This window comes from Larkinella soli, from assembly GCF_003703975.1.
Lineage (GTDB): Bacteria > Bacteroidota > Bacteroidia > Cytophagales > Spirosomataceae > Larkinella > Larkinella soli.
Genome location: NZ_QTJY01000002.1, coordinates 700,480 through 714,609 on the forward strand (window position 1 = coordinate 700,480; position 14,130 = coordinate 714,609).

8 protein-coding genes are annotated in these 14,130 nt (G+C 59.4%); 4 read left to right on the forward strand and 4 right to left on the reverse strand.

The features are described 5' to 3' along the window. Nucleotides 1-48 precede the first annotated feature (48 nt). Both DX909_RS09085 and DX909_RS09090 read left to right on the forward strand, forming a co-directional pair. Complete coding sequence (locus DX909_RS09085) at nucleotides 49-915, forward strand: DMT family transporter (RefSeq protein ID WP_128544822.1); 867 nt, start codon at nucleotides 49-51, stop codon at nucleotides 913-915. 235 nt (nucleotides 916-1,150) lie between these two features. Then, a complete protein-coding gene (locus DX909_RS09090; protein ID WP_206512979.1) occupies nucleotides 1,151-2,209 on the forward strand; it encodes a hypothetical protein in 1,059 nt (352 codons plus the stop codon). Nucleotides 2,210-2,277: 68 nt separating this feature from the next. Here the strand turns inward: DX909_RS09090 and DX909_RS09095 are convergent, their stop codons facing one another. The 4 genes from DX909_RS09095 to DX909_RS09110 all read right to left on the reverse strand — a co-directional run bounded on the left by DX909_RS09095 (nucleotide 2,278) and on the right by DX909_RS09110 (nucleotide 9,185). Further along, nucleotides 2,278-2,841 carry a phosphonate degradation HD-domain oxygenase gene (locus tag DX909_RS09095; RefSeq protein WP_128544941.1) on the reverse strand — a complete coding sequence of 188 codons (564 nt, stop codon included), beginning with the start codon at nucleotides 2,839-2,841 and terminating at the stop codon, nucleotides 2,278-2,280. Between the two features lie 41 nt (nucleotides 2,842-2,882). Continuing rightward, on the reverse strand, nucleotides 2,883-4,454 hold the full coding sequence (locus DX909_RS09100) for a SusD/RagB family nutrient-binding outer membrane lipoprotein (RefSeq protein ID WP_128544823.1): 1,572 nt from the start codon (nucleotides 4,452-4,454) through the stop codon (nucleotides 2,883-2,885). 14 nt (nucleotides 4,455-4,468) lie between these two features. Then, nucleotides 4,469-7,672, reverse strand: coding sequence for a SusC/RagA family TonB-linked outer membrane protein (locus tag DX909_RS09105; protein ID WP_128544942.1), 3,204 nt, complete (start codon nucleotides 7,670-7,672; stop codon nucleotides 4,469-4,471). A gap of 496 nt (nucleotides 7,673-8,168) precedes the next feature. Further along, the gene (locus DX909_RS09110) at nucleotides 8,169-9,185 is read right to left on the reverse strand and encodes a LacI family DNA-binding transcriptional regulator (protein WP_128544824.1); all 1,017 of its coding nucleotides are present in this window, start codon (nucleotides 9,183-9,185) and stop codon (nucleotides 8,169-8,171) included. A 323-nt stretch (nucleotides 9,186-9,508) separates the two neighbouring features. Here DX909_RS09110 and DX909_RS09115 point away from each other — a divergent pair, with 323 nt between their 5' ends. Next, complete coding sequence (locus tag DX909_RS09115) at nucleotides 9,509-12,544, forward strand: SusC/RagA family TonB-linked outer membrane protein (protein WP_128544825.1); 3,036 nt, start codon at nucleotides 9,509-9,511, stop codon at nucleotides 12,542-12,544. Nucleotides 12,545-12,558: 14 nt separating this feature from the next. Beyond that, complete coding sequence (locus tag DX909_RS09120) at nucleotides 12,559-14,031, forward strand: RagB/SusD family nutrient uptake outer membrane protein (protein ID WP_128544826.1); 1,473 nt, start codon at nucleotides 12,559-12,561, stop codon at nucleotides 14,029-14,031. The last annotated feature ends 99 nt before the right edge of the window (nucleotides 14,032-14,130 follow it).

The window sequence follows — 14,130 nt, forward strand, 5'->3', positions numbered from 1 at the left end:
CGGTTAACCGGCGGGCTGTTATTTTTGCACCGAAACAACCTGAATTCCGTGCGTTCTCTTCTTCCGGGCCTGCTGTTTGCCGCCCTGTGGGCTTCCGCGTCGGCGGCCACCAAGTTCGGCGTTCAGTCGGCCGACCCGCTCCTGCTCGCCAATGTGCGGTTCATGATTGCGGGCAGTCTGATGCTGGCGTTTGCCTACGGTTTTCAGCGCAGCCGGCTTCCGACCCGGACCGAGTTCGGCCGCCTGACGGTGTTCGCGCTCCTGAACACGACGCTGTACCTGGGCGCTTTCGTGGTGGCCCTGAAGCAGGTTTCGGCCGGGATCGGCAGCCTGTCTACCGCCACCAACCCGCTGCTGGTCACGATGATGTCGGCGGTCTGGCTCGGGCGTTCCCTGCGGTGGTATGAGTGGGCCGGCATTGCCCTCGGGATGGCGGGGGTGGGGCTGGCGACGTACCCGCTGCTTCAGAACAGCTATGCCACCGTTCCGGGGCTGGCGATTCTGATGGCCGGCATGCTGTGCGTTTCAGCCGCGACGGTTTATTACGCCCGGTTTCAGTGGAGCCTCCCTAATCTGGTCATCAACGGCTGGCAGGTGATGATCGGCGGTTTGCTGCTGCTGCCGTTCACGCTGACCTTCGGCAGTGCGGCCGGCTCCCATTTCGACGGACGGTTCTGGCTGTCGGTGTTCTGGCTGATCGTGCCGGTATCGATGGTGGCGCTGCAGCTGTGGTTTTTTCTGGTCCGGCAGGACGCGGTCCGGGCCTCGCTCTGGTGGTTTCTCTGCCCCATCTTCGGCTTCTTCTACTCTTCCTGGCTGCTCGGCGAACCGATCACCGTGCATACGTTCGTGGGTACGGGGCTGGTCCTCAGCGGTCTGTATCTGGCCCAGCGCGACAAGTTCAAACGCCCCTGAAAACAACCCGTTTTCCTCCCTCCTTTTTGCCTGATTTCGGGCCCGTTTTCTGCTTGTTATTCGGCCCGCTTTTCAGCCCGTTCAGTCCTTAAAAATCCCCCGTTCTTTTCGCATTTTTCCTTGTTGTTTTTACCGGATTTTTTTATTAATATTACACTGGTAAACAACAAGTTACACCCTTAAAATAATACCGGAAAACGGAACAGTCCACGACCGTTTTTTGTTATTAATCTATATGAAAGAGAACACTGAAAACACGTTGAATCAGGAGGGTAAACTGGTGCCTTTTACGCCCGGTCAGCCCATGGATGAAGCCTGGCGGAAATCCATTCCGGCTCAGGTATTCCTGAACCACTTTTTCGCGATTGATTTTCACATCCAGCGTCAGGACGATCTGTTCGATCTGGCGAAGTTTCCTCTTTTCCAGGAATTCGAACCGAAGGTGACGGAGGAGCAGAAGAAGGCGCTGGAGAAATTGCTGTTGAATAGCTGGAGCGCCGAATACGCCCTGCGGATTACGCCGGTGGTCAACGATAATCAGTATCTGCAAAGCTCGTTGCACTGGACCTTCCCGCAGGCCTACTACAGCGTTCTGTTCGGAACCAGAGCGTTTCTGCACGTGATGGGTGAACCGGTCAGCAACGAAGAAATCATTCGGAAGAAGGTGGGGAACATGGTGGTGCGGGGCTATTACCCGGCATCCATCGGTTTCTATGCCTCCGGTCCGCTGAACAGTTACCGTACGATGCGGCTGCCGCTGGCGAAGCGGCTCGAAACGGCTGTGAAACCGGATCTGGCCCTGCCTTCCCGCGAGGGCAATGCCCAGGCCGAAATCGCTCAGTTCCTGAAAACCACCCGCGACCAGCGCATCAAGGCCCTGCGTCAGGTGGTCCAGAAGAACCCGAAAACCGCCTTCCGCAGCTCCCGTACGGGCCAGATTCTGCAGAAGTTCGGAGCGGACCAGTATAAGCAACTGGGCAAACAGATCGGTTATACGACGTTCTTCGATATTCTGAGCCGCCTGCGGATCTCGTCGACCAATCGCGAGATCGAGCGTTTCGTCGAGTCGGAAATCGATATCCGGCTGTTCCACGAAAGCCTCGTCAATATCGTTTCGCACATCAATGCCGTTCACGAATCCTACATCGCCCGGGCGCTGGGCGTGCAGGGGTATCGGCAGCTGATCGCCAAACTTCCCGGTTATCTCCAGGAGGGTTTCGTGCGCGAACGACTGCAGACGGTGATCGAGCCCATGCTCAACCCTGACACTCAGGATCAGCGCATGGCCGCTTAATCGGCGATGCCGAAAATAAATAGCCCCGGTCGCCATCGTGCGGCCGGGGCCTTGCTTTTTATAGCCTTCTATTTTTCCAGATACGCCCGGCACAGCGCCAGATAGCGCTCCGGGCCGGGCAGCGTCAGGCCGGTTTCCTTGGCCTGCTCATCCCAGCCCCGCACCTGGAGGATGCCCCGGAAATACGGATTCCGTTCAAATTCGGCGGCTTCTTCCGGCGTCATCGGCCCACCCTGAAATTCCAGCGTTTTCAGGCTCGCTTCCGACAGCCGGGCGAAATAGGCGGGATTCTTATAGGTCAGATACCGCTTGGCATTGACGTGGTGTTCGATCAGCTGCGCCACCTTCTCCGAAAATCCGCGTTCCCGCAGCCAGTCCGCTCCCAGCTTTTCATGATCGACCCGGCCGTAATCGTCCATGTGATCCTCCGCCGATTCGGAGGGCAGCAGGTGGCCGATGTCGTGCAGGAAAGCCGCAATGACGGTTTCGGCGTCGGCTCCGGCCTTTTCGGCCAGCACGGCGGACTGGAGCATGTGTTCGAGCTGGGTGACGGGTTCACCGTAGTAATCTTCGGCTCCGTACCGGTCAAACAGGGCGGAAATTTCAGTAACGGTCTGTTCGGCGGAAGGCATAGGCATCGTTCAGGAGTTGGCTTGACAAATGAACGGAAATCCTACTTCAAAAGCCACATCGTCTCGTTGATGTCGTCCTTGCCGCCGTACTGGCTGGTCAGGGCCGACTTGTAGTTCTCCGCATTGTAGGCCGGTTCGGTGGTCGGATACTGCCACCGCTTCGGAATCCGCTGGCTGTTGCCCGTACCCGGCCCGGTCAGGAAGGTCGGCACGCCCGTCCGGCGCTGGTTATACCAGGCCTCCATCCCGGAATTCTGGAAAAAAGCCAGGTACTTCTGGGTCAGAATCTGGCTCAGGCCGGAGGCCGTGTTTCCGGCATACTTCACGGCCGGCTGGGCATAATAGGCGGCAAAGCTGACCGGAACCGAGTAGGTGTTGAAGATTTTATACCCGCCGTCGGCCGAGAAATAGACGTCGTTGGCGCCTTCCTTCAGGCCGTAGAAGTTCCAGGATTCCTGAATGCCCTTCCGGTAGAAATCTTCGGCGTTGCCCGCTGCCCAGCCCCGGTTGATGCCTTCGGCCAGCGTAAACAGCAGTTCCGGGTAACCGATGATGATGAACGGTTCGGCCGTGTAGGTGCTGTAATACCGCCGGCGGTTCTGGAACGAATACTCACCCAGGTTGGCCTTCGACGCCATGTTGGCCAGGTCCTCGCCCGACGACGCGCCCACGAAGGCGTCGAAGTCGGTCGGTTTCAGGCCGGCTTTCAGTTTAGCCGCGGCCGGTTCGGCCACCACGAAGGTACGCGGGTCTTTCAGCTGGGTCAGGGTGCCGAGGTAGGTAGCCGCCATGTTCTCCCGGGTGGCGTTCTGGCCGAAGTTATCCGGGTTGCGGTTGTACTTGTTGAACGAGTTGTTGTAGAGATACTGGAGGTTGTCGTCCATGGCCGTCATCACCGGAAATTTCGCCGGGTTCGCCAGCATTTCGGCAAACTTCGGCTTCACGGCCAGTTCGGCATCGCCTTCCTTCTTGCTCAGACCGACCAGCACCCGCAGTTTGAAGGTGTTGACGGCCTTCTGCCACTTTCGCAGGTCGTTGTTGAAATAAATATCCCCCTGAAGGTTATTGTCACCTTTGGCGATCAGGGCCGTCAGGTCGCTGTTGGCTTCGTCGAGCCATTTCAGCACCTGCACGTAAACCTCCTTCTGCGTATTGTATTTCGGCGTCAGGTTGTCCAGCCCGTTCAGAGCGTCCGTCAGCGGCAGGTCCCCGACCCGCTTCGTCATGTTGTCGTAGTAGAAGGCCCGGAAGAACTTGCCCAGGGCCGAATACGGGTTGACGTCGGGCAGACCGGCCCGTTTGGCCTCTTCCTCCATTTTCAGGACGTTCTTCAGCGTCGTGAACTGGAGGGAGGTCGTCGTCCAGGTATACTCGTTGGTGGCGTAATAGTTGTAGTTACTGGCGTAGAACTGGTTATACCGCTGGAAGTCGTTCCAGCCCCCACCGCCGGCGGCACTGTAGAGGTCGTTCAGCACCCCGTTGAGCACCAGTGAGGCCGGGGCGCTCGTCGGCCGGTTCGGGTCCTGTTCCAGTTGGTCGAACGGCTTTTCACAGCCCGCCAGCGAGAAAGCCGCTGCAGTCAGCCCAAGAAGGAAGATTTTATGAAGTTTCATACGGATTGGCGCGATCAGAAGGTGAGATTGAGGTTGATACCATACCGGCGCATCGTCGGGGTCTGAAGCGACGAGCTTCCGCCCGTGACGAACTGGTCGATGTCGATGTCGTTCCGCTCGGCGAAGTAGAGCAGATTCCGGCCCACGAGCGAAACCGTCGCCTGCCGGACGCCGATGCGGCTCAGGAGGGTCGAAGGCAGGCTGTAGCCGATCACCAGCTCCCGCAGTTTGGCGTAGCTGCGGCTGATGAGATAGGCCTCCGTCTGCCCGAATACCCGGGCGATGTAGTCCTGGGCGTAGGTTTTGGTGGTATTCGGCGTAAACTGCAGCTCGTTGTAGTTCGTGATGTTGCCCACGGCGTCGTATTTGATGGCGGTATTGCCGGCTACCTGCACGCCCTCGCCCAGATAGGCTTTCACGCCCACCACATCCTGTTTGCGGGCTTCGCCGATGGCGCCCTGCACGGTTTCGAGGTTGCGGCCGCCCTGGTAGGTTTTCTGCATGATGTAGTCGCCGATCACCCCGCCGACCCGACCGTCGAACTGGAAGCTCATCGAGAACGCCTTGTAGTTGAAGCGGTTATTCAGCCCCCAGACGAATTTCGGGTTTACATACCCCAGAAACTGGGCCTGCGGGTTGACGATGGGCCGCCCGCCCCCGTCGTTGATCAGCTGACCGTCGGGCGTCCGGATGAACGCGCCGGAGTAGAAGGCGTCGGTCCGGTCGCCGATGCCGATGAACCGGCTGCCGCTGCTGCCGCCGACGAAGTAGCTGGACGCCAGCGTCGTAATGCCGCCTTCCGGATACACTTCCTTCAGGCGTTCGGTATAGGTCGAGTAGTTGGCGACGACATCCCAGGCCAGGCCGCCGGCCGTCCGGAGGGCCTTGCCCGTCACCGACACTTCCAGCCCTTTCTTCTGGGTTTTGATCCCGTTCACGAGTCGGGCCGTATAGCCCGACATCTCCGACATCGGAAGGCTGAAGATGCGCGGGCCGTCGTCGCTGACGAAGTAGGCCGCATCGAGCGACAGGCGGTTGTTCAGAAACCGCACGTCCAGACCCGCTTCAAACTGCGAGGTCGAGTTCGGTTTCAGGTTCGGGTTGTTCAGCGTGTTCGTGTAGTAGGCCGCCGGTTTGTTGTTGTAAGCCAGCGAGGTGTTGTAGACGGCCGAGTTCTGGTAGGTCGGTCCGCCGTAGGCCGACGAGTAGTTATCGCCGTACCCCAGCGGGAAGGACGTTCCCGGCGTGCTGCCGATGGTCGACTGGGTCAGACCGTCCTTCACGTTGGCGTAGGAAGCCCGCAGCTTCAGAAACGAGATCGCTTCCGGCAGCCGGATGTAGTCCGAAACCACCGTACTCAGGGCCACCGAGGGATAGAAATAGGTATTGTTCGATTTCGGCAGCGTGGAGAGTTTGTCCACCCGGCCGGTGGTCGAGAGCGTCACCACGTCGCGCAGGGTGAAGTCCGCCGAGTAGTAGGCCGACAGCACCCGCATATCCGCCTGGTAGTTGCTCAGGATGCCCGGGTTGGCCGAGTTGGCGAAGTTGTACACGCCCGGCACGTTCAGGTAATTGGTGGTAGCGTAGTTCGAATTGAAGTTGAACACCCGGAGTTCACCACCGACCAGCGCATTGACGGCCAGCCCCGGCACGACGGTTTTGTCGTACTGGACCAGCACCTGGTTGATGTTGTCGAACAGGTTCCGGCGGTCCTCACGGTAGTCGCCCCGGGCTTCCTCACGGCCGTAGACGGTTGCCGAATACGGAAACTTCTCGTTCCGCAGCAGGTTCCAGGTCGTCAGCTGGGTTTTTGCGGTGGCGCTCAGGCCGTCGGCCAGCTGATACCGCAGGGAGGTATAGCCGTACATATCGTTTTTATAGTGCCCGCGCAGCCAGTATTTCGCCAGAAACCAGGGGTTGTTGTACCGCTGGTATTCGGCATAAATCTGCTGGGTGCCCTCCTTGCCGGGCTGCCAGATCTGCTTCATGTCGTCGACGTCCCAGTCGGCCCCGCCCCAGATCGCCATGTTGTAGATCAGCGAGTTAGGACCGTAGTTGACGTCCGGGAAGTTGGGCGTATACTGCCGGCTGTAGTTCAGGTTCGACTCGAACCGCAGTTTGGGTGAGAAGTTATACCCGGCCGACACGTTGAAGTTGGTGATGTTCAGCTTCGTGTTCGGCACGATCCCGCGCTGGAAATTGTGCGAGAGCGAGAACCGCAGGTCGTGCTTTTCGCCGGTCGAGGCAATGGCGATGTTGTTGGTCGAAAGGATACCGGTTTGCAGGAAGCGTTTCAGGTTGTCTTTTCCGCGCGGAATCCAGGGCGTCGGAACGCGTTTGCCGGTGGCCGGGTCGATCGGGCTGTCGTACTGGGGCAGCAGCCGGCCGTCGAGGGGCGGCCCCCAGATGTCGTAGTCGCCGTCGTTCTTCCCGTTGCCCTTGCCGTCGACGAACTCATAGACCCCGTGGTCGCCGGGGCCATACTGATCCTGTCCTTTCGGAATGGCGATGAAGCCGTTGTCGAACATCTGGCTGGTATTGACCTCCACCGAAAAGCCGCGCCGGTCCTTCGAGCCGCGTTTGGTCGTAATCAGGATGGCGCCGTTTTTTCCCCGGAAACCGTAAAGCGCCGAAGCCGAAGCTCCTTTCAATACCGTATAGGTTTCGATATCGTCGCTGCTGATGTTCCAGGTGTCGGAGTTGATGGGTACCCCGTCCACGACGAACAGCACGTCCTGGTTGCCGCGCAGGGAGATGGTCGGCGCCCGGAGCAGTTCGGCGCTGGCCCCGACGGTCAGGCCGGCCACCTTCCCGACGAGGGCATTGACCGGGTTCGGTTCGCGGGCCTTGACGAGGTTTCCGCCGTCGACCGACTGGATGGACACCCCGGTGTTGCGGACGTCCTTTTTGATCCCCAGGGCCGTAATGACGACCTCCGAAAGCGTTTCGGTACCGGGCGTGAGCGTCAGGTTGATCACCGACTGGCTGCCGACCCGGATTTCCTTCGCTTCAAAGCCGATGAAGGAATAGATCAGCACCGGGTCGGAGCCGGACAGGTTGATCGTGTAGGACCCGTCGGCGCGGGTGGTGGTTCCGGTGCTGGTGCCTTTCAGAACGATGGAAACGCCCGGCAGCGCCTGGTTATTCTCGGCCGAGCTCACGGTTCCGGTGACCGTCTGGGCCAGCAACGGCACACTGCACAGGAAAAGGGCCAGCATCAGGGCAGTCCGATGCCAGGCGGCCTTCCCTGCGGTGGCAGGAAAAGGTAGTGGTGTTTTCATGGGCGTTAGATTTCCCGTAGAGGGAAGAAAGGTGAATATGAAAGGACGATACTAATTTCAGTATTTGTAAATGTTACCGGGAAACTGAAAGCGTAGACGATGCAAAAGTAGGCAGCAGGTATTTACTGAATATTACCGATTCGTGAACGATGTGTGAAGCCGGTCGGAAAGAATTTAACGAAAATTAAAAATTAATCTAATCCCTATTTTATATAATATATATATGGTAATGTTACAAAATAATAAAATTTTATTTCACAAACTCGGCAATTCGCCTAATGTAACATCTTTCTATTTCTCCCTTTCCCGGGTGGCTTCCGGTGCCGTCGGGGCCGTTCCCCCTCCTGCGGGCCGGAAAAGACCAACCGCCCCCAATAGTTTACTATTTCTAAACTTTATTATCCTACTTGCCCGTCCCGAGTGCCGGCCGGCTTCAGACCGTCGAACCCCGGACGATGAGTCGGGTTTCCAGGACCACGGTTTCGGCCTCGGGACGCTCGTCGTCGGCCGCCAGTTGTTTCAGCAGCAGCGCGGCCGCCTGCCGCCCGATTTCATCCACGGGCTGGGCGACGGTCGTCAGGCCGGGTTCGATGAGGGCCGAAACCGGGTCGTCGCTGAAACCGACCACGGCCACATCCTGCGGAATCCGCAGCCCCCGGCTTTTGATGACCTTCAGGGCCTCGATGGCCGTCGGGTCATTGATGGCGAAGAGGGCGTCGGGCGGCTGCGGCAGGTTCAGGAGGTGATTCACGTAGATGTTGGCCTTGTCGAGCGTCAGATCGTAGGAAATGATCAGGGCCGGATCGACCGGAATGTCATACCGGCGCAGGGCGTCGAGATACCCGTTCAGGCGATTGCGGCTGTTCTGAATGGAGTCCGGCCCGGCCAGATGGGCGATGCGCCGTTTGCCGGTCTGGATCAGGTGCCCGACGGCCCGGAATGCGCCCCCGTAGTCGTCGACGGCCACCTTCGAGCCGCCCAGTTCCTCCACGATCCGGTTGAAGAACACGACCGGGATGCCTTTCCGCTCGAAGACCCTGAAGTGATCGAAGTTGCGGGTTTCCTTCGTATGCGACACCAGCAGCCCGTCGACCCGGCTTGCCAGCAGCGCCTTCGTGTTGGCGACCTCCGTTTCGTAGGATTCGTTGGAATGACAGATCACCACATTATAGCCCGCTTCGGCCAGGACGTTCTGCGCGCCGATGATCACCTTCGGGAAAAAGAAACTCAGAAACTCCGGCACGATGATGCCGACGGTCTGCGTCCGGTTGGTCAGCAGGGAGATGGCCAGCTGGTTGCGCTGGTAGTCCATCTGGGCCGCCATTTCCAGTACTTTCTCCCGGGTACCGGCCTTCACGTTGGGATGTCCGGTCAGCGCCCGCGAAACGGTCGATTTCGAAAGGTTCAGCGTTCGGGCAATATCGACGATCGTCGCCTGATGGTTTTTCACGATATAGTACTTTTCCTGTATGAATGCTTTCCCCGATAAAAATAGGGTCCGCAATTGAGTTGAAAAAAGAAATCATTTTGGGAATGTTCCCAAAAATTTGGGAACATTCCCAAAAAAAATAAGTCAATTTTTCCTTTGCGAATTTCACTCTACCCGCTAAACTCACTTCAAATAGGCAAAAAACCGGTTTTAATATGATTTTTTATTCTTCAGGAAAAAGAAATCCAATTAAGCACCGGGACGGAGAAAGTATCTTCTGACTTTTCTGTTTTTGTACATTTCCAATTCACTTAACCCTGAGGGTATGCTACCCACGTCTATCTATGCAAGCCGTTAACCCATTTCGGGCAGTAACCGGCCTCCTCCTGACGCTGTTACTGACACTGTCTCTTTCCTCCATCGCCCAAAGCCCGCAGGGGCTGACCGTCCGCGGGCGGGTCACCTCCGGCACGGAACCGCTTCCCGGCGTCAACGTGATTCTGAAAGGCACCCAGCAGGGCACCACCACCGACGCCGACGGCCGCTACAGCCTGAATGTGCCGGAAGGCAACGCCACCCTGACGTTCTCCTACATCGGCTACCTGACCCAGGACGTCCGGATCGGCAGCCGTTCGACGATCGACGTCTCGCTGCAGTCCGACGACCGCTCGCTGAACGAGGTGGTCGTGGTCGGCTACGGAACGCAGCGCAAGATCGAAACCACCGGCTCCATTGCTTCCGTAAAAGCCGCCGATCTGCTCCAGACGCCGGTCGCCAACGTAGCGCAGGGCCTTCAGGCACGGGTGGCCGGAGTACAGATCACCCAGAACTCGGCCGCTCCGGGCGGCAACATCAGCGTCCGGATTCGCGGAACGAACTCGATCAACGGCACCTCCGAGCCGCTCTACGTCATCGACGGGATTCAGTACTCCAACGGGGGCGACGTCAACAGCGTCAGCCCGCTTTCGGCCATCAACCCGAACGACATCGAGTCGGTGGAGGTGCTGAAAGACGCGTCGGCCACGGCCATTTACGGGGCCCGGGCGGCCAACGGCGTGGTGCTGATTACGACCAAACGCGGCCGGTCCGGCGCCACCCGGGTAACCTACGACGGCTACTACGGCGTGCAGCAGGTGACCAAAACCATCGACATGCTGAACGCGGCCCAGTTCGCGCAGCTCGAAAACGAGATCTACAAGAACAATTACTATCCCGACCCTGCTTCGCTGGGTGAAGGCACCAACTGGCAGAAACTCATCTTCCGCGACGCTCCCATCCAGAGCCACCAGATCAGCGTCATCGGCGGGTCGGAGAAAACGCAGCTGGCCCTGACGGGCAACTACTTCAACCAGCAGGGGATCATCATCAACTCCGGCTTCGAGCGGTATTCGCTCCGGCTGAACCTCGACCACCAGGTCAGTACATTCCTGAAGGTCGGCACCAGCCTGCTGACGGTCTATTCGGTCAACGACCGCATCCCGACCGGCTCGACGAGCATCGACGGCCCGGCCGTGTCGAGCAGCATTCTGGGCTCGGCCCTCGGCGCTCCGCCGGTGCTGGTGCCCTACCGCCAGGACGGCTCGGTGTTTCCGTTCGGGGATCAGCGCGTCGGAGCCTACCGCGAAGTATCGAACCCGCTGGGGCTGGCCCAGATCCTGAACCGCACGAACGAACGCCGGACGCTCGGCAACCTCTACGCCGATTTCAGCATCCTGAAGGGACTCACCTACCGGGCCTCGCTGAACGTCAGCCTCCAGAACACGCTGAACGATTTTTACTCTCCGCGCTCCATCATCAGCCAGGTCGATCTGGCGGCCGGGGGCGGCTCGGCCGGCAAGAACAACTCCAACTTTCTGGGCCTGCTGCACGAAAGCGTCCTGACCTACACGACGACCTTTGCCGAAAAACACTCCTTCAAGTTCACCGGTCTCTTCGCGACCCAGACCGGCAACAGCAACGCCAACAGCATCACGGCCAGCAAGTTCCCAAACGACGCCACGCTGAACGAAGCCGTGCAGCTGGCCGCCGAGCGGAGCGTGTCGAGCAGCCGCAGCCAGGACCGCCTGGATTCGTATATGGGCCGGATCAACTACGGCTACCGGGATAAATACTTTCTGGACCTGACCGCCCGGGTTGACGGGGCCAGCAAATTCGGAGCCAACAACAAATACGGTTTCTTCCCGGCCATCTCCGGCGCCTGGCGGGCCATCGAGGAGCCGTTCCTGAAAGGCGCTACCTTCCTCAGCGACCTGAAACTGCGGGCCAGCTACGGCAGCACCGGAAATGCCGGGGCCATCGGCTCCTACCAGTCGCTGGCGCTGGTGTCGTCGGGGTCCAACTACATCTTCGACCACGTCTACAATACCGGCATCAACCCCTCGGGCATTCCGAACCCGGACCTGCGCTGGGAGCGGTCGATCCAGACCAACATCGGGCTGGACCTGGGCTTTCTCAACAACCGCCTGAACCTGGTTATCGACCTTTATAAAAAGAAAACCAACGACCTGCTGTTCGTGAAGACGCTGCCGCTGTCGTCGGGCTACAGCACCATCACGGGCAACTTCGCTTCGCTGGAAAACCGGGGGCTGGAAGTGGCCGCCAACGCCCGCATCCTGGACGGCGCCGTCAAATGGAACGTGTCCGGGAACGCCACCATCAACCGCAACAAACTCCTGAGCCTCGACGGGCTGACCAACGAGTTTCCGCTCAACAACTACAGCGTGCTGCGGGTCGGGGAGCCGCTCGGGATCTTCCGGACCTACGTCTTCGACGGCATCTACCAGAACGGCGACCAGATCCTGCCCGGCTCCGACAGCCGCGTGGGCGGCACGAAGGTGAAGGACATCAACGGCGACGGCCAGATTTCGGCCGCCGACCAGATCATCACCGGCAACGCCAACCCGAACCTCATCTTCGGCTTCTCGACCGACCTGCGGTATAAGAACTTCGATTTCAGCACGTTCTTCTCCGGCGTCCGGGGCAACGACATCTACAACCTGATCCGCTACACCTTCGAGAACCCGCTCGGCCAGCGCAACCTGTACAGCGGGCTGGCCAACCGGTGGTCGGCGACCAACCCGGGCAACGAGTACGTCAGCGGGTTTCAGGGCGGACGCCTGCCCATCTCCAACCGCTTCCTCGAAGACGGCTCGTTCCTGCGCTGCAAAAACCTCACGCTGGGCTACACGCTGCCGAAAATCAAGGGCCTGTCGAACGCCCGCATCTACGTGAGCGCCAACAACCTGTTCACGCTGACCAACTATTCGGGCTTCGACCCGGAGGTGAACACCTACGGCAACTCCAACACGCTGATCGGGATCGACAACCTCGTCTACCCGACGGCCAAATCGTTCCTGGGCGGTCTGCAGGTCACTTTCTAACCCTTTGCCAACACATGAAAAAGATACTCGTACCCCTGCTTTTCGTCGTCGGCCTGAGTTCCTGCGAGCTGGACGAAACGCCCTATTCGTCCATCTTTACGGACAACTTCTACAAAACCGCGCAGGATGCCGAAGCGGCCATCACCTCCACCTACGGCACGCTTTCGAGCCTGTACGGCGGTCCGGCGGCCCTGATGGCGTCCGACTTCAGCGCCGACCAGATTTACCCGCGCCCGGTGGTGGCCCGCAATACCTACACCCTGTTCACCTACGACCCGGAGTATTCGGCCGCCAAAAGCTTCAGCCGCGACAACGAGTCGCCCCTTCAGATCTGGCGCAGCTACAGCGGGATCGAAAAAGCCAACTGGGTGATCGAGAAGGTGCCCGCGGTGCCGATGGACGCCAAACGGCGGGATGAGATCATCGGCGAAGCCTACTTCCTGCGGGCCTTCTACCACTGGATGCTGACCAAAAACTTCGGCGACATCGTCGTCAAGACCACCGCCAGTTCGGACCTCGAAAAAGCCACCGTCGGCAACAGCCCGCAGAAGGAGGTCTACAAACAGATTTACGCCGATCTGGATCAGGCCGTCGCGAAGCTGCCCTCCTACTCGGCTTCGCTGGTGAAAGGCCGGGCGTCGAAGGAAGTGGCGCTGGCGCTCTACGCCAAAGCCGCCCTCTACAACGAAGACTGGGCCACGGCGCTGGAAAAGGCACAGGCCGTGATCAGCTCGGGTAAATACGGTCTGATGGCCGACGTCCGGGACGTTTACAACGTGGCGAAAGAGGATGCCGCCCGGCAGGAGAACATGTGGGCGTTCGAGTGCGAGAACTTCACGCCCGGCATGACCTCCCAGCTCGGCTCGCTCTACGGCCCCGCCAACAGCGCCGGGCCGGAATACGGCCGCTCGTCGTTCGGCTCGGCCTTCGCCTACCAGTCCTTCTTCGACTCCTTCGATCCGAAAGACAAACGGCGGCAGCTGCTCGATACGACCTACGTCAACCAGGCCGGCAAGGTGGTGCGCCAGCGCGAGATTACGCCGATTACCACCAAGGGCGTGCTGGTGAAGAAATACCAGGATGCGAACTCGGTTGGGGGGAATTATGCGGTCAACATCCCCATCTTCCGGCTGGCCGACGTCTACCTGATCGCGGCTGAAGCCGAGGCCCGCGCCACCGGCGCCACCCCGGCGGCCTACGGTTTCATCAACGTGGTGCGGAAGCGGGCCGGCCTGGCCGACCTGACGCCGGGCCTCAGCAAGGAAGCCTTCCTCAATGCGGTATTGCAGGAGCGGTCCTGGGAACTGTTCGCCGAAGGCGACCGCTGGTATGACCTGACCCGGACGAACACCTTCATGACGGTGGTCCCGAAGGCGGTCAACGACGTTTTCCCGACGCGGACGCCCCAGGCCAAACACCGGTATTTCCCGATTCCGCGCGACGAGATCAACGCCAACCCGCAGATCAAACAGAACCCGGGCTGGTAGTAGGGACTGTTTTCCGAACGCTTTAGACGAGTAAATAGGCAAACCCGGTAAACGGCCCCCGGCATGGATTCGGGGGCCGGCTTTCCCTGACCCATTCCA